The 18,149-nt window shown below is 63.9% G+C and carries 17 protein-coding genes; 10 read left to right on the forward strand and 7 right to left on the reverse strand.

The window, feature by feature from the left end:
• Nucleotide 1: 1 nt before the first annotated feature.
• On the forward strand, nucleotides 2–757 hold the full coding sequence (locus tag BLQ85_RS08915; protein WP_074576008.1) for an SDR family NAD(P)-dependent oxidoreductase: 756 nt from the start codon (nucleotides 2–4) through the stop codon (nucleotides 755–757).
• Between the two features lie 117 nt (nucleotides 758–874).
• Here BLQ85_RS08915 and BLQ85_RS08920 read toward each other — a convergent pair whose 3' ends face one another.
• The 7 genes from BLQ85_RS08920 to BLQ85_RS08950 all read right to left on the reverse strand — a co-directional run bounded on the left by BLQ85_RS08920 (nucleotide 875) and on the right by BLQ85_RS08950 (nucleotide 8,544).
• The gene (locus BLQ85_RS08920; RefSeq protein ID WP_074576010.1) at nucleotides 875–1,930 is read right to left on the reverse strand and encodes a malate/lactate/ureidoglycolate dehydrogenase; all 1,056 of its coding nucleotides are present in this window, start codon (nucleotides 1,928–1,930) and stop codon (nucleotides 875–877) included.
• Between the two features lie 25 nt (nucleotides 1,931–1,955).
• On the reverse strand, nucleotides 1,956–3,518 hold the full coding sequence (locus BLQ85_RS08925) for a UxaA family hydrolase (protein ID WP_074576777.1): 1,563 nt from the start codon (nucleotides 3,516–3,518) through the stop codon (nucleotides 1,956–1,958).
• A 37-nt stretch (nucleotides 3,519–3,555) separates the two neighbouring features.
• The gene (locus BLQ85_RS08930; protein ID WP_074576012.1) at nucleotides 3,556–4,950 is read right to left on the reverse strand and encodes a TRAP transporter large permease; all 1,395 of its coding nucleotides are present in this window, start codon (nucleotides 4,948–4,950) and stop codon (nucleotides 3,556–3,558) included.
• A 21-nt stretch (nucleotides 4,951–4,971) separates the two neighbouring features.
• Nucleotides 4,972–5,526 carry a TRAP transporter small permease gene (locus BLQ85_RS08935; protein WP_074576015.1) on the reverse strand — a complete coding sequence of 185 codons (555 nt, stop codon included), beginning with the start codon at nucleotides 5,524–5,526 and terminating at the stop codon, nucleotides 4,972–4,974.
• 152 nt (nucleotides 5,527–5,678) lie between these two features.
• The gene (locus BLQ85_RS08940; protein WP_074576017.1) at nucleotides 5,679–6,683 is read right to left on the reverse strand and encodes a sialic acid TRAP transporter substrate-binding protein SiaP; all 1,005 of its coding nucleotides are present in this window, start codon (nucleotides 6,681–6,683) and stop codon (nucleotides 5,679–5,681) included.
• Nucleotides 6,684–6,763: 80 nt separating this feature from the next.
• Nucleotides 6,764–7,729: a tripartite tricarboxylate transporter substrate binding protein gene (locus BLQ85_RS08945; RefSeq protein ID WP_074576019.1), complete on the reverse strand. Its 966-nt coding sequence runs from the start codon at nucleotides 7,727–7,729 to the stop codon at nucleotides 6,764–6,766.
• A 74-nt stretch (nucleotides 7,730–7,803) separates the two neighbouring features.
• Nucleotides 7,804–8,544 carry a FadR/GntR family transcriptional regulator gene (locus BLQ85_RS08950; RefSeq protein WP_074576022.1) on the reverse strand — a complete coding sequence of 247 codons (741 nt, stop codon included), beginning with the start codon at nucleotides 8,542–8,544 and terminating at the stop codon, nucleotides 7,804–7,806.
• 136 nt (nucleotides 8,545–8,680) lie between these two features.
• On the opposite strand from BLQ85_RS08950, the gene BLQ85_RS08955 reads away from it, so the two are divergent.
• The 9 genes from BLQ85_RS08955 (at nucleotide 8,681) to BLQ85_RS08995 (ending at nucleotide 18,129) form a co-directional block, all read left to right on the forward strand.
• On the forward strand, nucleotides 8,681–9,415 hold the full coding sequence (locus BLQ85_RS08955; protein WP_074576024.1) for an SDR family oxidoreductase: 735 nt from the start codon (nucleotides 8,681–8,683) through the stop codon (nucleotides 9,413–9,415).
• Complete coding sequence (locus tag BLQ85_RS08960) at nucleotides 9,412–10,158, forward strand: SDR family NAD(P)-dependent oxidoreductase (RefSeq protein WP_074576026.1); 747 nt, start codon at nucleotides 9,412–9,414, stop codon at nucleotides 10,156–10,158. The genes BLQ85_RS08955 and BLQ85_RS08960 overlap by 4 nt, the downstream gene beginning before the upstream one ends.
• A gap of 28 nt (nucleotides 10,159–10,186) precedes the next feature.
• Nucleotides 10,187–11,041: a fumarylacetoacetate hydrolase family protein gene (locus BLQ85_RS08965; protein ID WP_074576029.1), complete on the forward strand. Its 855-nt coding sequence runs from the start codon at nucleotides 10,187–10,189 to the stop codon at nucleotides 11,039–11,041.
• 240 nt (nucleotides 11,042–11,281) lie between these two features.
• Nucleotides 11,282–12,016, forward strand: a complete 735-nt coding sequence (locus BLQ85_RS08970; protein WP_074576031.1) for a TetR/AcrR family transcriptional regulator — start codon at nucleotides 11,282–11,284, stop codon at nucleotides 12,014–12,016.
• Between the two features lie 20 nt (nucleotides 12,017–12,036).
• A complete protein-coding gene (locus BLQ85_RS08975) occupies nucleotides 12,037–13,833 on the forward strand; it encodes an acyl-CoA dehydrogenase C-terminal domain-containing protein (RefSeq protein ID WP_074576033.1) in 1,797 nt (598 codons plus the stop codon).
• A gap of 29 nt (nucleotides 13,834–13,862) precedes the next feature.
• Nucleotides 13,863–14,297 carry a DUF2147 domain-containing protein gene (locus BLQ85_RS08980; RefSeq protein WP_074576035.1) on the forward strand — a complete coding sequence of 145 codons (435 nt, stop codon included), beginning with the start codon at nucleotides 13,863–13,865 and terminating at the stop codon, nucleotides 14,295–14,297.
• Nucleotides 14,298–14,321: 24 nt separating this feature from the next.
• Nucleotides 14,322–15,206, forward strand: a complete 885-nt coding sequence (locus BLQ85_RS08985; RefSeq protein WP_074576037.1) for an alpha/beta hydrolase — start codon at nucleotides 14,322–14,324, stop codon at nucleotides 15,204–15,206.
• A 2-nt stretch (nucleotides 15,207–15,208) separates the two neighbouring features.
• On the forward strand, nucleotides 15,209–17,623 hold the full coding sequence (locus tag BLQ85_RS08990) for a 3-hydroxyacyl-CoA dehydrogenase/enoyl-CoA hydratase family protein (RefSeq protein WP_074576039.1): 2,415 nt from the start codon (nucleotides 15,209–15,211) through the stop codon (nucleotides 17,621–17,623).
• Nucleotides 17,623–18,129: a DUF4442 domain-containing protein gene (locus BLQ85_RS08995; protein ID WP_074576041.1), complete on the forward strand. Its 507-nt coding sequence runs from the start codon at nucleotides 17,623–17,625 to the stop codon at nucleotides 18,127–18,129. Before BLQ85_RS08990 ends, BLQ85_RS08995 begins: the two co-directional genes overlap by 1 nt.
• Nucleotides 18,130–18,149 lie beyond the last annotated feature (20 nt).

Here is an 18,149-nt window from a genome sequence, read left to right on the forward strand (position 1 = left end):
CATGATCCCCAAACATCCCCCCATCCAGGACCAGGTCGCCCTTGTGACCGGCGCCAATGCCGGCATGGGCCTGGCCACCGTGCGCGCGTTGCTCGATGCGGGCTACCGCGTCGCGGCCACCGATCTGCGCACCGAAGCCGTGGCCGCCGAGCTGGCCCACCACGGCGACCGGCTGGCCTGTTTTGTCATGGACGTGAGCGACTACGCCCAGGTGCAGTCGGCCTGCGACCAGATTGAGAAACACTTCGGCCGCATCGACGTCTGCGTCAACAACGCGGGCTTTTTGCAGTACGCCAACTGCGAACAGACCACGCCCGAGCTTTGGCACAAGACGCTGAGGATCAACCTGGACGGCGTGTTCTATGTGAGCCAGCGCGTGGCCCCGGGCATGAAGGCGCGCGGCTTCGGCCGCATTGTCAACATATCGTCTTTTGGCGCGAAGACCGGTGGCCTGTCACCGCTGCCCGCTTACGCGGCCAGCAAGGGAGGCGTCACTTCCCTGACCTTCAGCTTCGCGCGTGAATACGCGCCCTTCGGCGTGACCTGCAATGCGCTGGCCCCGACCTTTGTCAAAACCCAGATGCTGACCGAGCAGGTCAGCGCCGAGCGGCAGGCCGAGCTGCGCCAAAAAATCCCGGTAGGGCGTTTTTGTGAGCTTGAAGAGCTGGCCCACAGCGTGCTGTTCCTGGCCCACCCGATGAGCGGCTTTATCACCGGTGAGGTGCTGGACCTCAACGGCGGCCTGCAGTTCGACTAGAGCCACTCACAAAACCCTCCTGGCGTCGTTGCGCCGCCTTGCCGTGCTGTAGCACTGTCTGCGGCGGCGCGCCTAGCCAGGACCGCTACGCTGGGTTTTGTGAGCGGCTCTAAACGCCTAGTTCGCCAGGCCCACCTTGCCGGCCGCACCCACAATTTCTTCCCAGGTGCTGGCATCAATGTCTATGCCCTCACGCTCGCGCTCCACGCGCGCGCGGCGTTCGGGCTCGCCGGCAATCAGCACGCCGTGCTCGCCGTCGGCCGGCGGGCTTTTGCGCAGCCATTCCACAAAGGCCAGGGCCTCGGTTTCCATGGACGACTGCGTGCCCAGCTTGCCCGGGTCAATCAAGATGGTCAGCATGCTGTTGTAGACGGCGCGCGTGTTCACCGCCGGGTGGTGCCACGTGCCGCCACCGGTCAGCGCGCCGCCCAGCAGCTCGCAGGCCACGGCCAGGCCGTATCCTTTGTGCTCGCCAAAAGGCATGAGCGCGCCGAAAAAACCATTGGCCTGCGGCACCACCACCACGCCGGGGTCGGTGGTCGGCTGGCCGTGCTCGTCGATCAGCAGGCCGGGCGGAACGGACTTGCCCTGGTTGTGGGCCACGCGCATCTTGCCCTGGGCCACGCGGCTGGTGGCGAAGTCCAGCACAAAGGGCGGGGCGTCCTTGAGCGGCACCCCTATGCAGCAGGGATTCGTGCCGTAGCGGCCGTCGGCGCCGCCCCAGGGCGCGACCACGGGGCGCGTCAAGACGTTCACGAAGTGCAGCGACACCAGGCCTTGCGCCACCGCCATCTCGGCGAAGTGGCCTATACGCCCCAGGTGGTGAGATTCGGCCAGCGCCAGGATGCAGCTGCCCTGTTCCTTGGCGCGGGCCATGCCCAGCAGCATGGCCTGCTCGCCGACCACCTGGCCGTAGCCGTGCTGGCCGTTGAGGCTCAGCAGCGCGCCGGCGTCGAGCACGGTCTTGACCTGCGCATTGGGCGTGAGGCCGCCTTCGAGCACCGCGTCCACATAACGCGGCAGCATGCCCACGCCGTGCGAGTCGTGGCCGCTGAGGTTGGCCATGACCAGGTTGGAGGCGACTTTGTCGGCTTCTTGCGCCGAGCTGCCGGCCGCGACGAGGATGCGGGCGCAGTGGGCGCGCAGGGCTGAAGCTTGGATGTTTTTTTGCATGGGCCTTGGAAGATAAGGGTGGGGTTTACATCACGGCGCCGACTTGCCAGGGCACGAACTCGTTCTGGCCGTAGCCGTGTTTTTCGCTCTTGCTGGGTTCGCCCGAGGCCGTGGCCAGCACCATCTCGAAAATGCGCTGCCCCATTTCCTGCACCGACACGCCGCCGTCGATGATCTCGCCGCAGTTGATGTCCATGTCTTCTTCCTGCCGCTGCCACAGCGCCGAGTTGGTGGCCAGCTTGAGCGAAGGCGAGGGCGCGCAGCCGTAGGCCGAGCCGCGGCCGGTGGTAAAGCAGATGATGTTGGCGCCGCCGGCCACCTGGCCTGTGGCGCTGACCGGGTCGTAGCCCGGCGTGTCCATATAGACAAAACCGTGCGCGCCCACGGGCTCGGCGTATTCATACACCGCCTCAAGGTTGGAGGTGCCGCCCTTGGCGACCGCGCCCAGCGATTTTTCAAGGATGGTGGTCAAGCCGCCGGCCTTGTTGCCGGGCGAGGGGTTGTTGTTCATCTCGCCATCGTTGATCTCGGTGTAGTGTTCCCACCACTTGATGCGCGAGATCAGCTTTTCGGCGATCTCGGGCCGCACCGCGCGCCGCGTGAGCAAATGCTCGGCGCCGTAGATTTCGGGTGTCTCGCTGAGGATGGCGGTGCCGCCGTGGGCCACCAGCAGGTCCACCGCCGCGCCCAGCGCCGGGTTGGCGCTGATGCCCGAATAGCCGTCGGAGCCGCCGCACTGCAGGCCTATGGTGATGTGGGCGGCGCTGCAGGGCTCGCGTTTCACAGCGTTGGCCTGCGGCAGCATCTCCTTGATCATGGCGATGCCCTTGGCCACGGTCTTGGCCGTGCCGCCCGTGTCCTGGATGCTGAAGACGCGCAGCGTTTCGCCCTCGCGCAGGCTGCCGTGGGCCAGCCAGGCATTGATCTGGTTGGATTCGCAGCCCAGGCCCACCACCAGCACGCCCGCGAAGTTGGGATGCGTGGCATAACCGGTCAGCGTGCGCTGCAGGATCTGCAGGCCCAGGCCGTCGGAGTCCATGCCGCAGCCCGTGCCGTGCGTGAGCGCCACCACGCCGTCGACGTTGGGAAAGTCTTTCAGCGCCGAGGGGTTGTTCTGCCGCGAAAAATGGTCGGCAATCGCACGCGCGGCCGTGGCCGAGCAGTTGACGCTGGACAAAATACCGATGTAGTTGCGCGTGGCCACGCGACCATCGGGCCGCTTGATGCCCATGAAGGTCGCCTCGCGCCTGGCGGGCGCCGGCTTCACGTCGGCGCCGAAGGCGTAGTCGCGCACAAAACTCCCAGTACTGGCGCCTTTGTCGGGCCCCATGTCCAGGTTGTGCGTGTGCACATGCTCGCCGGGCGCAATCGGCTTGCTCGCGAAACCGATGATCTGGTTGTAGCGCCGCACCGGCTCGCCAGCGGCCAGCGCGCGCGTGGCGATCTTGTGGCCGGAGGGGATCAGTCCGCGCACGGTGATGTTTTCGACCTGGGTGCCGCCCACCAACTGGGCGCGAGCAATCAGGACGTCGTCGGCGGGGTGAAGGCGAATAAACGGCGTGGCAGGGGGCTTGGTGGTAGTCGTCATGGAAGTCATCGTGAATGTATGGACGGTTGTACCCCAGTTAATAAAACATCTTGGGCAACCAGAGTACTGCCCGGGGGAAGTAGGTAATGATGCCCAGGCTCAGCAGCAAGGGCACCAGCCAGGGCAGTATGGCGACGGTGGTGCGCTCCACCGAAAGATTGGCCACGCGCGCCAGCACAAACAGCACCATGCCCATGGGTGGGTGCAGCAGGCCTATCATGAGGTTGAGCACCATCACCAGACCGAAGTGCACCGGGTCTATGCCCAGCTGCGCGGTGATGGGCAGCAGGATGGGCACCAGGATAGTGATGGCGGCGGTGGGCTCCAGGAAGCAGCCGACAAACAGCATCAGCAGGTTGGCCAGCAGCAAAAACACCCAGGGGCTCTGGGTAAAGCCCAGCACCCAGGCGGCGATCGCGGTGGTCACGCCGGTAGCCGTCAGCATCCAGCCGAAGATGGACGCGGCCGCCACGATGAACAGCACGGTGGAGGTGGTCTCGACCGTGTCCAGGCAGACCTTGACGAACATCTTGAACTTCAGCGCCTTGTACCAGAAGAAGCCCAGCACCATGGCCCAGACGCAGGCCGCGATCGCGCCCTCGGTGGGCGTGAAGAGGCCCGTCGTCATGCCGCCTATCAGCAGCACCGGCGTCATGATGGGCAGCACGGCCTCGAACTTAAAAATCTTGTCGAGAACGAACAGCGCGACCAGCCCGGCAATCACGGTGACCTGGGCGGGTGCCCCGGCCTTGGTGATCAGCAGCCACAGCACCAGCGGCCAGGCCGCCACCACCGCCAGCTCGACCAGGGCCTTGGCCAGCTTGCTGCCCGAGAACTTGATGTCGGCGCCCCATTTGTTCTTGTGGGCGAAATAGGCCACGGTCAGCATCATCAGCACCGCCATCAACAGGCCCGGCAGCAGCCCGGCCAGGAACAGTGCGCCTATGGATACATTGGCCATCATGCCGTAGATCACAAAAGGCAGGCTGGGCGGAATGATGGGCCCCAGCGTGGCCGAGGCGGCCGTCACGCCGACCGCGAATTCCGAGGAATAGCCATGCTCCTTCATGGCCTTGATCTCGATGGTGCCCAGGCCGGCTGCGTCGGCGATCGCCGTGCCGCTCATGCCGGCGAAGATCACCGAGCCCAGCACGTTGACGTGGCCCAGGCCGCCCTTGAGCCAGCCCACCAGCGCCAGCGCGAAGTTGTAGATGCGGGTGGTGATGCCGGCGTTGTTCATGAGGTTGCCGGCCAGAATGAAGAAGGGCACGGCCAGCAAGGGGAAGCTGTCTATGCCCGACACCATGCGGTGTATCACCACAAAAGGCGGCAGGTTGCCGGTGACCAGGATGTAGACCAGCGAGGCGCCCGCCATGGCGATGGCGACCGGGATGCCGGCACCCATGAAGATCAGGAAAAATAGTTTGAGCATGATATGAGGAATCTGTCGCGTTCAGCGGTCTTGCATGGTGGATTCGGGGCGCTCCAGCACGCTGTAGCCGCGGCGGTAATGGACCAGCGCAACCTGCAGCGAGCGCAGCAGCATGGCGGCAAATCCCAGCAGGCACACGCCGTAGACGATGTTCATGGGCAGATCCACAATGGTCATGCGGGTCTGGTTGCCGATCTTTTCCATCATCTGGAAGGTCATGAACACCGCCGCGCCGTAAAAGGCGATGCGCAGCACGTCCGTGACCGTCGACATGATGCGGCCCATCTTTGCCGGCATATGGCGGTAGAAAAAATCCACCTGGATGTGGTTGTTCTTGGCCACGCCTATGGCCGCGCCTATGAACACCACGGCGATCAGCTCATAACGCGCGATCTCCTCGGTCCAGGCGGCCGAGTCGTTAAAAACATAACGCGTGACGAACTGGTACAGCACCGTGGCGCCCAGCAGCCAGAAAAAAGCCAGGGCCACCCAGCCCTCGGCCGTGGTGGCGGACAAGTCCACCGCCTCGTCCTCGGTGTGGAATGAACCGTCGTCGCTGATGATTTTTTCGGTCATCGTGTTTCCTTTATCGGGATTTCAACGTCGCAAGGTCGTCCGGAAAGCGTAGCGAGCGGGCCGAGGTCGCGTCGAGAAGCGCAGCCGTACATCAGTACGGCGAGCATCGCAGGCGCGAGATCGGCCCGCTCAGTAGCTTTACGGGCGGCTACCTATTTCAGGTTAATGATGCGGTCGTAATCGGCCTGGCGGTAACCCTGGTCCGCAGGTGTGGTGCTCTTGAGCACCGCCGCGCGGAAGGCGTTCTTGTCGACCGTGATCACGTTGTTGCCCTTCTTTTTGAACTCATCGACCAGCCGGGCCTCGGAGGCGATGATTTCGCGGCCGGTTTTTTCGGCGGCTTCCAGCATCACGTCGCTGAAGATCTTTTTCTCGTCGGCGGTCAGCTTGCCCCAGAGCTGGCCCGAGACCACGGTCAGCAGCGAATCGACGATGTGGCCGGTCAGCGAGATGTTTTTCTGCACCTCATAGAACTTCTTGGCTTCTATGGTGGGCAGCGGGTTTTCCTGTGCGTCCACCGTGCCGTTTTGCAGCGCCAGGTAGACCTCGGCGAAGGCAATCGGCGTGGGGTTGGCGCCCAATGCCTTGGGAAAAGCCATATAGGCCGGCGCGTCGGGCACGCGGATCTTCAGGCCCTTCATGTCTTCAGGCTTGGTGATGGGGCGCGCCGCGCTGGAGGTCACATGGCGCGCGCCGTAGTAATTGAGCGCGGTGATGTGGTTGCCGCTTTTCTGGTCGTAGCCGGCTGCCAGCTCCTTGAAGACGTCGCTGTTGGCGAACTTGAGCTGGTGCTCGGCGTCGCGGAAGATGAAGGGGAAATAACCGATGGCCAGCGGCTGGTAGGTACGGCCGGCAAAACTCGCGCCCGTGAGGATGATGTCCACCGTGCCCAGCGTCAGGCCTTGGTTGATGTCGGCCTCCTTGCCCAGCGTGGAGGCCGGGAATACCTGGATTTCGTACTTGCCGTTGGTGCGTTTCTTGATCTCGTCGCCGGCCCAGACCGACCATTTGTGGAAGGGCTCGGAGGTTTCATAGACGTGCGCCCATTTCAGTTTGGTCTGGGCCGCGGCCATGCCGGAAAAGCCCAGGGCCCCCGCCATCAGCGCGCAGGCGGCCAGGGTTTTGACGGCGAATCGTTTGTTGTGGAATGTCTTCATGGTTGTCTCCTCAAAGGGTGTGCTGGCATGAAAGGGAAAACCGGCCTGCGCGCCAGCGCGCAGGCCGTGAAGCCGCTGCCTCAGTTCTTCAGGTTGAGCTTGGTCACCAGTTGTTTGAAGGTGTCGTTGTCGCGCACCATCTGCGCCTTGAAGGCCGGGCCGTCGGCATAGGCATAGCCCAGGTTGAGTTTGTCCATGACCTCTTTCATGATGGGTTCGTCGGCGGCCTTTTGGGTCATGGCGCGTATGTAGTCCACCACTTCCGGCGGCGTGCCCTTGGCCACGCCCAGGCCGCGCCAGGTGCCTATGGACAGGTCTATCTTGCGTTCCTTCATCGTGGGCACGTTCTCAAAGCCCTTGACGCGCTGGTCGGCCATCACGCCCAGGATCTTGAGCTTGCCGGCGGCCACGTGCACCGCGACTTCGGCCGGGCTCACGCCCACGGCGTCCACATGGCCGCCCAGCAGGGCCAGCACGGCGGGGCCCGCGCCCTGGAAGGGAATATGGTTGAACCTGGCGCCGGTTTTTTCCTCCAGCGAGGCGGCCGCCAGGTGCCAGATGGAGCCGTTGCCGGCGTTGCCGACCTTCACGTCGCTGCCGGTCTTTTTGGCGGCGGCGAGGAAATCCTCAATCGTGTTGTAGGGCGAGTCGGCGCGCACCGTGATGGCGGCCGGGTCGGCATTGAGGCGGGCAATCGGGATGAAGTCGTCCTGCGTGATCTTGGTGATGCCCATGTGCGGGAGGATGGTGACCTCCACGAAAAGCATGGCGATCTTGTAGCCGTCGGGCTTGGCGTTGACCACGTCGGCCAGGCCTATGGCGCCGCTGGCGCCGGGCTTGTTGTAGACCACCAGCGACTGGGTGGTGTATTTTTTGGCCGCTTCGGCATAGGCGCGCGCTAGCGAGTCGGTGCCGCCGCCGGGCTGGAAGGCCACCATCACTTCAATCGGCTTGTTCGGGTAAGGCTGGGCCGTGGCGATGGCGCACAGGCCCGTGGACAGCAGCAGCGCCGCGGCCAGTCGCTTGGTGTGGGTCAGGAAATTCATGTTTGTCTCGCTTTCTTTTCTTGTAGTGCCAAGTTGCGGTTGAGGGAAATCTCCGGGTGCGGGAATGCTTCTTCTTATTTTTTGGGTGTCTTCTGCTGCTTGGTCCGGCGCCAGCTCACGCTGAAGCGTTTGTGCGAATGGTCCATGTGTTCATGCATGGCCGCGCGCGCGGCGTCGGGGTCGTGGTTGCGCACCGCCTCATAAATCGCCTGGTGCTCCGCGATGGCCGAGCGCCAGGATTCCACGGTTTCAAAATGGCCGCCCAAACGCTCGAACAGCGGGCCGCGGCGCGAATCCCAGAAGCGCTGTACGGTTTCGATCAGCACCACATTGCCGCAGGACTCGACGATGGCGCTGTGAAAAGCCCGGTCGCCATCGAGCGGCAGCACGCCGCGGTCGGCATCGGCTTGCATGCTGGCGATGGCCTTGTCCATCGCCTCCAGGTGTTTGCGTTTGGCCTGGGTGGCGGCCATGGCGGCGACTTCGCCTTCCACCACGCGGCGCGCGCGTATCAGTTCCAGCGGGCCCCATTCGTCGGGGGGTATCTCCCCGGCCCGGCCGTTGGCCAGGCTGGGCGCGCCGCTGCGGTCCAGCACATAGACGCCCGAGCCGGTGCGCACCTCGACCCAGCCCTCGACTTCCATCGCAATCAGCGCCTCGCGCACCGAGGGCCGGCTCACGCCCAGCTGGCGCGCCAGGTCGCGCTCGGCCGGCAGGCGCGTGCCCACGGCCCATTCGCCGGCGGAGATCAGCGTGCGCAGCTGCTCGGCGATCTGGCGGTACAGGCGTTGTGGTTCGACGGTCTGCAGGGGCATGGAAGGCGATGTGGAAGGGGTAAAGGGAAAGAATGGGCGGCTTAAGGGTAAGCCAGAATTGGACAAGTGGTCAGACCAATTGATAATCCCATGAAACCCCCGGGACAACATCCGGCAAAACCCTGTAGGAGCATTGATGAGACTTGAAGGAAAGAAGGCCCTGATTACCGCGGCCGGCCAGGGCATCGGGCGCGCCAGCGCGCTGGCGCTGGCGGCTGAAGGCGCGCAGGTTTGGGCCACCGACCTGAACCCCAAGCTGCTGGAAAGCTACCAAGGCGTGGCCAATATCACCGCGCTGCCGCTGGACGTGCTCGACAAGGCCGCCATCCACAAGCTGGTGGGCGGCCTGCCGGCGCTGGACGTGCTGTTCAATTGCGCGGGTTTTGTGCACGGCGGCACCGCGCTGCAGGCCACCGATGAAGAGCTCGAGTTCGCCTTTCAGCTCAATGTGCGCGCGCAGTTCTGGATGATCCAGGCCGTGCTGCCGAAAATGCAGGCCCAAAAACGCGGCAGCATCATCAACATGGCCAGCGTCTGCGGCAGCATCAAGGGCCTGCCCAACCGCTTTATCTACGGCACGACCAAGGCCGCGGTGATAGGCCTCACCAAAAGCGTGGCGGCCGATTTTGTGGCCGACGGCGTGCGCTGCAATGCGATTTGCCCCGGCACCGTCGACACCCCCTCGCTGCAGGACCGCATCAACGCCAATGCCGACCCGGTGGAGGCGCGCAAGGCCTTTATCGCGCGCCAGCCGCTGGGGCGATTGGCCCAGGCGCATGAAATCGCGCCGTTGGTGACCTTCCTGGCCAGCGACGAATCCGCCTTTGTGACCGGCCAGGCCTACAACATCGACGGCGGCATCACCATATGAACCAGCTCGACCTGAAAGGTCGGCACGCGGTGATCACGGGCGGCGCGGTCGGCCTGGGTTTTGCGATTGCGCAGCGCATGCTGGCTTCGGGCGGCACCGTCACCTTGTGGGATATCAAGCCCGAGGCGCTGGAGAAAGCGAAGTCCGCCCTGGGCGCAGGCGTGCACACCGTGGCGGTTGACGTCGGCAGCCATGCCAGCGTGGTGGAGGCGGTCAAACAGACGCTTGCCCACAATCCGGTGATAGACGCGCTGGTCAACTCGGCCGGCATCACCGGCCCCAACGTCAAACTCTGGGACTACCCGCCCGAGCAGTGGATGCAGGTGCAGCAGGTCAACCTCAACGGCCTGTTCTTTTGCTGCCGCGAAGTCGTGCCGCGCATGCGCGCGCGCAACTACGGGCGCATCGTCAACATCGCCTCGGTCGCCGGCAAGGAGGGCAACCCCAACGCCAGCGCCTACAGCGCCAGCAAGGCGGCGGTGATCGCGCTGACAAAATCGCTGGGCAAGGAACTCGCCGACACCGGCGTGCGCGTCAACTGCGTGACGCCGGCCGCGGTGAAAACCCCGATTTTTGAGCAAATGACGCCCGAGTTCATCCAGTTCATGCTCTCCAAAATCCCCATGGGCCGCTTCGGCACGCCCGATGAGGTGGCGGCCATGGTCAGCTGGCTGTGCACCGAAGATTGTTCTTTTTCGACCGGTGCGGTGTTCGACCTTTCGGGCGGCCGCTCCACTTACTGATTTCACCGATTCACCAAAAAGGAAAACCATGAAACTCGTTCGTTATGGCAACCCCGGCAAGGAAAAACCCGGCCTTATCGATGCCAATGGCAAGCTGCGCGACCTCAGCAGCGTCATCAAGGACATAGGTCCCGACCAGCTCGGCGACGCCGCGCTGGCCAAGCTGGCCAAGCTCAAGACCGACAAGCTGCCGCTGGTCAAGGGCTCGCCGCGCTACGGCAGCCCCGTCACCGGCACGCGCAAATTCATCGCCATCGGCCTGAACTACGCCGACCATGCCGCCGAATCCGGCTTGCCGATTCCGGCCGAGCCCGTCGTCTTCATGAAGGCCACCAGCTGCATCCAGGGCCCCAACGACCCCATCATGCTGCCCAAGAACTCGGTCAAGACCGACTGGGAAGTCGAGCTCGGCGTGATCATCGGCAAGCAGGCCCGCTATGTCTCGCAAAAAGAGGCGCTCAACCACGTGGCCGGCTACTGCACCATCAACGACGTCAGCGAACGCGAATTCCAGATCGAGCGCGGCGGCACCTGGGACAAGGGCAAGGGCTGCGACACCTTCGGCCCCCTGGGCCCCTGGCTGGTCACGCGCGACGAAGTGCCGAATCCGCAAAAACTGTCCATGTGGCTGGAAGTCAACGGCAAGCGTGTGCAGAACGGCAGCACCAAAACCATGATCTTCAGCGTCGCCAAGATCATCAGCTACGTGAGCCAGTTCATGACCCTGGAACCCGGCGACGTGATCACCACCGGCACGCCGCCCGGCGTGGGCCTGGGCATGAAGCCGCCGGTGTTCCTGAAAAAGGGCGACACGATGTCGCTGGGCATTGAAGGCCTGGGTGAGCAGCACCAGACCGTCGTGCCCTTCAAACTCAAGAAGTAGAACCCCCACGCTGGGGGGGGTACTTCACCAGTGGGGGCCACGGAACCGGCTTTGCCGGGCCGCAGGCGCCCGCCCCTGGAAGGGGGGAACGGGCTACACGCAGTGAGCCCGGACGGGGGTTTACCCTATTCGCGGTTAGAGCTGGGTCCCTATAAACAGGTACCCAACAACCCCGGCTTGCCCATGGTCATCAAAGTGTTGCAAAATAGAACGACCGTTCGTTTTATTTTGTAGCACCTCATGCCCGTCACAGAACTTCCCGCCAAAGCCTCCCGCGCCCCCGCTCCGGGCAGCGCCGTGGCCAAAAGCCAGCAAAAAGGCCAGCAGACCAAGGCGGCCATCGTGGATGCGGCCCTGGGCCTGGCCACGCAGATCGGGCTGGAGGGCCTGAGCATAGGCGCGCTGGCCGAGGTCATGCGCATGAGCAAGTCCGGCGTGTTCGCCCATTTCGGCTCGCGCGAGGAACTGCAGATCTCGGTGATCCGCGAATACCACGTGCGTTTCGAAGAAGAAGTCTTCTTCCCGGCTCTGCAGCAGCCGCGCGGCCTGCCGCGCCTGGCGGCACTGTTCCACAACTGGATGAAGCGCACCTCGCTGGAAATTGATTCAGGCTGCCTTTACATCAGCGGCGCCGTCGAGTTTGACGACAGGCCGGGCCCGGTGCGCGACGCGCTGGCGGGCTCGGTGCGCACCTGGCTGGCGGCCATGTACCGCGCGGTGGTGCAGGCCAAGGAAGCCGGCCACCTGCGGCCCGATGCCGATGAGCACCAGATGGCGTTTGAAATCCACGGCCTGATCCTGGCGCTGCACTACGAGGCCCGCTTCCTGAAAACGCCGGGTTCCATGGACCGCGCCAACACGGGCTTTGCCAACATCCTGGCGCGCTATGGCGACGCCACGGCCGCTTCTTCCACCCCTTCTACCGCTTCGCCCAAAAAAGCTTCGGGCAAAGCCTCCCCTTCCAAACCGGTTTAACGCTAAAGGACCTACCGACCATGCCCCAGTACAACCCACCCTTGCGCGACATGCAGTTCGTCATGCACGAAGTGCTCAAGGTCACCGATGAATTCAAGGCCATCCCCAAGCATGCGGAGGTCGATGCGGACACCATCAACGCGGTGCTCGAGGAAGCCGGCAAGTTCGCCGCCGAAGTGACCTTCCCGCTGAACATCAGCGGCGACGAAGAGGGCTGCAAGCTCGACAAGACCACCCACGAAGTCACGCCGCCCAAGGGCTTCAAGGAAGCCTATGCCAAGTACGTTGAAGGCGGCTGGGCCGCGCTGAGCTGCGACCCGGAATACGGCGGCCAGGGCCTGCCTTTTGTGGTGAACCAGTGTTTGTACGAAATGCTGAATTCGGCCAACCAGGCCTGGACCATGTACCCGGGCCTGTCGCACGGCGCCTACGAGGCCCTGCATGCCCACGGCACCGACGAACAGAAAAAGCTTTACCTGCCCAAGCTGACCAGCGGCGAATGGACAGGCACCATGTGCCTGACCGAGCCGCACTGCGGCACCGACCTGGGCCTCTTGCGCACCAAGGCTGAGCCGCAGCCTGACGGCACCTACCGCCTGACCGGCAACAAGATCTTCATCAGCGCCGGTGAACACGACATGGCCGCCAACATCGTGCACCTGGTGCTGGCCCGCCTGCCGGACGCGCCTCAGGGCAGCAAGGGCATCAGCCTGTTCGCCGTGCCCAAGTTCAACATCGGCAAGGACGGCGCCATCGGTTCGCGCAATGACATCTACTGCGGTGGCCTGGAGCACAAGATGGGCATACACGGCAACGCCACCGCGCAGATGGTGCTCGAAGGCGCCGTCGGCACCATGGTGGGCGCGCCCAACAAGGGCCTGGCCGCGATGTTCGTGATGATGAACGCCGCCCGCCTGGGCGTGGGCAACCAGTCGCTGGGCCTGACCGAAGTGGCTTACCAGAACGCGCTGGCCTACGCCAAGGACCGCATCCAGATGCGTTCGCTGTCCGGCGTCAAGGCCAAAGACAAGCCGGCCGACCCCATCATCGTGCACCCCGACGTGCGCAAGATGCTGCTGACCGCCAAGGCTTATGCCGAAGGCGGCCGGGCCCTGGCGATCTACTGCACGCTGCTGCTCGACAAGGAACTGAACCACCCCGACGAGAAAGTGCGCAAGGATTCCGGCGAGATCGTCGCCCTGCTCACGCCCATCGTGAAGGCCTTCCTGACCGACAACGGCCACATTGCCACCAACGCCTGCATGCAGGTCTTCGGCGGCCACGGCTTCATCAAGGAATGGGGCATGGAGCAGTTCGTGCGCGACAACCGCATCAACATGATTTATGAAGGCACCAACACCATCCAGTCGCTGGACCTGCTGGGCCGCAAGATCCTGGGCAACAACGGCGCCACGCTGAAGAAGTTCGGCAAGGTGATCGCCGCGCTGATCGCCGAGGAAGGCGTCAACGAGAAGATGGCCGAGTTCATCAACCCGCTGGCCTACCTGGCCGACCAGATGACCAAGTTCACCACCGAGCTGGGCTTCAAGGGCTTCCAGAACCCTGACGAAGTGGGCGCCGCCGCCGTCGACTACCTGCGCGTGGCCGGCCATCTGGTGTTCGGCTACTTCTGGGCGCTGATGGCGCAGACCGCGCTGCGTGAAATCGCCGCCGGCAACACCGACAAGTTCTACGTGGCCAAGCTGCAGACCGCGCGGTTTTACTTCGCCAAGCTGTTCCCCGAGACCGCGACGCTGATGCGCACCGCGCGCGCCGGCAGCAAGTCGCTGATGGAAACCGACGAAGCGCTGGCTTGAATCTCTTGAACAGATCGACGGGAGAGACCATGAAAAGAAAATTGTTGATGATCGTTCTGGGCCTGATGGCCATCCCGGCCTTGGCCCAGAACACGCCAGTGGGTCTGTGGCGCGGCTTCGACGAAAAAACCGGTGATCCCAAATTCGAGGTCCGTATCGCTGAAGCCGGCGGTGTGCTGAACGGCAAAGTCGAAAAGCGCATGTCCCCCGGCGTCAAACCCGACGACGTTTGCACCGAATGCACCGACGACCGCAAGGACAAGCCACGCCTGGGCCTGGAAATCATTCGCGGTGCCAAGAAGTCGCCCGACGGCGACGTCTGGGAGGGCGGCAAGATTCTCGATCCTGATAACGGCAAAAGCTACACCCTCAAGATGACACCTATTGAGGGTGGCAAGAAGATGGAAGTGCGCGGCTCCATCGGCCCTTTCGGCCGCACCCAGACCTGGACACGCCTGCAATGAACTCCACGGAACTGAAGGCCTGCCATGGGTGAAGCAATTTCTCGCTTGCGGTCCATGACTTTTGGCGATGCTGCAAGCACCCCGCCGGCCGCGCGCCGCTGGTATGGGCATTACCTGCTCAAGAAGCCGTTTTTCGGCCGCTTCATGAAACCCTGGCGCTGGCCCGCCGACGTGCCGCAGGAAGGCTGGGAGCGGGTGCGCATCACCAGCCGCAGCACCAGCCGGCTCGAGGCCATTGTGGCGCGCACGCCGCTGCCTCCGCGCGGCGTCGTGGTCTGCGCCCATCCCATGGGTTTTGCCTGCAAGGGTTTCTGGCTGCGCCACGGCCATGCCCAAGCGCTGCTCGATGCGGGCTTTCATGTGGTGGCTTTCGACTTCAACGGCTTTGGTGAAAGCCCGTCGACGAATTTTGATTTTCCGGGCGATGCGTTATCGGTGGGGCAGTGGGCGCGCGGCGCTTTTGCCGGCCTGCCGGTGCATGCGCTGACGGCCTCCTTCGGCGCGATCAACACGCTGAGCGCGATTGCCGAGGCGGATTTTCCTTACGACAAAGTGGTGGCTGAAGGCTGCCCGCCCACGCTGCCCGATTTCTGGAAAGCTTACCCCTTTGCCCATGCGGTGCTCAACATCAGCCGGCGCATCAGCCCGCAAGGCGAGCTGCACCTGCGGCCCGTGCACCACCTGGCCAGGATGCGCGACGTGGACGTGTTGCTGATCCACAGCCGGGCCGACCGCTGGACCCCGGTGCATTTCGGCGATGCCCTGCAACAGGCCGCCTCGAGGCCCGAGCGCATCCAACGCGTGATCCTCGACAAGGCCGAGCACACCCACGGCATGCGTGACGAGCCGCAGCGCTACTGGAACGCGGTGCTCGAATTTTTCAACCAGTCATCCCCAACAAGGTCTTAACCATGTCACGATTTCAAGTCAAAAAAGTCGCCGTGCTCGGCGCCGGCGTCATGGGCGCGCAGATCGCCGCCCACCTGGTCAACGTCAAGGTGCCGGTGGTGCTGTTCGACCTGCCCGCCAAGGAAGGCCCCAAGAACGGCATCGTCATCAAGGCGATCGAAGGCCTCAAGAAACTCAAGCCGGCCCCGCTGGGCGTGCCCGAGGACGCGGCGCTGATCCAGCAGGCCAACTATGAAGAAAACATGGAGCTGCTGCGCGAATGCGACCTCGTCATCGAGGCGATTGCCGAGCGCATGGACTGGAAGACCGACCTGTACCACAAGATCGCCCCCTTCATCGCCGACGGTGCCATCGTGGCCAGCAATACCTCGGGCCTGTCCATCACCAAGCTCAGCGAGGCTTTGCCTGAATCCATCAAGCCGCGTTTTTGCGGCATCCATTTCTTCAACCCGCCGCGCTACATGACGCTGGTGGAATTGATCAACACGCCGACCACCGAACCCAAGGTGCTGGACGACCTGGAAGCCTTTGTCACCAGCGCGCTCGGCAAGGGCGTGATACGCGCCCACGACACGCCCAACTTCATCGCCAACCGCGTGGGCATTGCCAGCATGCTGGCCACCATCAAGGAAGCCGAAGCCTTCAAGCTCACCTATGACGTGGTCGACGACCTGACCGGCAAGAAGCTGGGTCGCGCGAGCTCGGGTACCTTCCGTACCGCCGACGTGGTGGGCCTGGACACCATGGCCCACGTCATCAAGACGCTGCAGGACAACCTGGGCCCCGGCAAGGTGGAAGACCCGTTCTCCGACATCTACGGCACGCCGCCCGTGCTGGCCAAGCTGCTGGAATCCAAAAGCCTGGGCCAGAAGACCGGCGCCGGTTTCTACAAAAAGCAGGGCCGCGACATCCTGCGCCTGGACCCGGAGAGCATGGAATACGTGCCGGCCGGCGCCAAGGCCAACGAGGTTGTGGGCCGCATGCTCAAAAAGCCCGCGGGCGAGCGTCTGAAGCTGTTGCGCGAAGCCGAGGGCGCCGAAGCGCGTTTCCTCTGGGCCATTTTGCGCGACCAGTTCCACTACGCCGCCGTGCACCTCGAAAGCATTGCCGAAACCGCGCGCGACATCGACTTCGCGATGCGCTGGGGCTTTGGCTCCAAGCAGGGCCCGTTTGAGCTCTGGCAGCAGGCCGGCTGGAAGCAGGTCGCCACCTGGATCCAGGAAGACATTGACGCCGGCAAGGCGCTGTCCAAGGCGCCGCTGCCCGAGTGGGTGTTCAAGGGCCCGGTGGCCGAGGCCGGTGGCGTGCACACGCCAGAAGGCTCGTGGAGCGCCTCGGCCAAAAAATTCGTCCCGCGCCGCAAGCTGCCGGTGTACGAGCGCCAGTTCTTCCCCGAGGACGTGCTGGGTTCGAAGGCGCCCGCGTTCGAAACCGCCGGCACCACCTTGCATGAGGGCGACGCGATACGCCTCTGGACGCTGGACGGCGCGAACGCCGACGTGCTGATCGCCAGCATCAAGACCAAGATGCACGCCATCAGTCCCGACGTGGCCGAGGGCCTGGCCATGGGCGTGGACCTGGCCGAGAAAAGCTACAAGGGCATGGTCATCTGGTCCAACGACGAGATGTTCTCGGCCGGCGCCGACCTGCAGGCCATGCTGCCCGCCTTCATGATGGGCGGTGCCAAGGCCATCGAAGGGGCCGAGGCCGAGCTGCAGAACGTGATGCTCAAGCTGCGCTACGCGGCCGTGCCCGTGGTGTCGGCAATTCGCGGCATCGCGCTCGGCGGCGGCTGCGAAATGGCGGTGCATTCGGCCAAGCGTGTGGCCGCGATGGAAAGTTACATCGGCCTGGTCGAAGTCGGCGTGGGCCTGGTGCCCGGCGCCGGCGGCCTGGCTTACATCGCGCGCCGCGCGGCCGAAAACGCCAGCACCTCGACCAACAAGGACATCCTGCCCTTCCTGACCGAAGGTTTCACCGCCGCGGCCATGGCCAAGGTCGGCACCAGCGCGATTGAAAGCCGCAAGATCGGCTACTTGCTCGACAGCGATGTGATCGTGCCGAACAAGGATGAATTACTGTTTGTCGCGCTCAATGAGGCGCGCGCGCTGTTCAACTCGGGCTACCGCGCGCCGCACAAGCGCCAGTTCCCCGTGGTGGGCCGCAACGGCCTGGCCACCATCAAGGGCCAGCTGGTCAATATGCGCGACGGGGGTTTTATCAGCGCCCATGACTTCCACATCGCCGGCCTGATCGCGGGTGTGGTGTGCGGCGGCGACGTGGATGCCGGCACCTTGGTGACGGAAGAGTATTTGATGACCTTGGAGCGCAAGGCCTTCTGCTCGCTGCTCGAACATCCCAAGACGCAAGAACGCATCATGGGAATGATGAGCACCGGAAAACCGGTTCGTAACTGATGAACGATTACTCACCCAACCGCCTGGCGCGGCAACTGCAGCGGCTCGATGAAGTGCCGGCTTTTGCGCGCCCCTGGTTTCGCAGCGTGGTGTTGCGCCGCGCTGTGCCGTTTACCGGCACCGCCGGCCTGGACTTCCTCGAAATGGGCACGGGCCGGGTCGAGATCGGCATCAGGAACGAGAAGAAGGTGCAAAACCACATAGGCGGCGTGCATGCCTCGGCCATGAACCTGCTGGCGGAAACCGCCACCGGCATGGTGGTGGGCATGAATGTGCGCGACGACTGCATCCCGCTGGCCAAGGAACTCAAGATGGCGTTCAAGAAGCGCGCCACCGGCGCCCTGCGCGCCGTGGCCACGCTGAGCGACGAACAGCGCGCGGCCATGCAGGCCAGCGACAAGGGTGAGGTCAATGTGCCTGTCACCGTGACCGATGAAGCCGGCGTGAACCCGGTCGAATGCGAATTTGTCTGGGCCTGGATTCCCTCCGGCCCACGGAAAAGTTAACCGAGAAATTGAAGGAAACC

The sequence above is a fragment of the Polaromonas sp. JS666 genome (genome assembly GCF_900103405.1).
GTDB lineage: Bacteria > Pseudomonadota > Gammaproteobacteria > Burkholderiales > Burkholderiaceae_C > Polaromonas.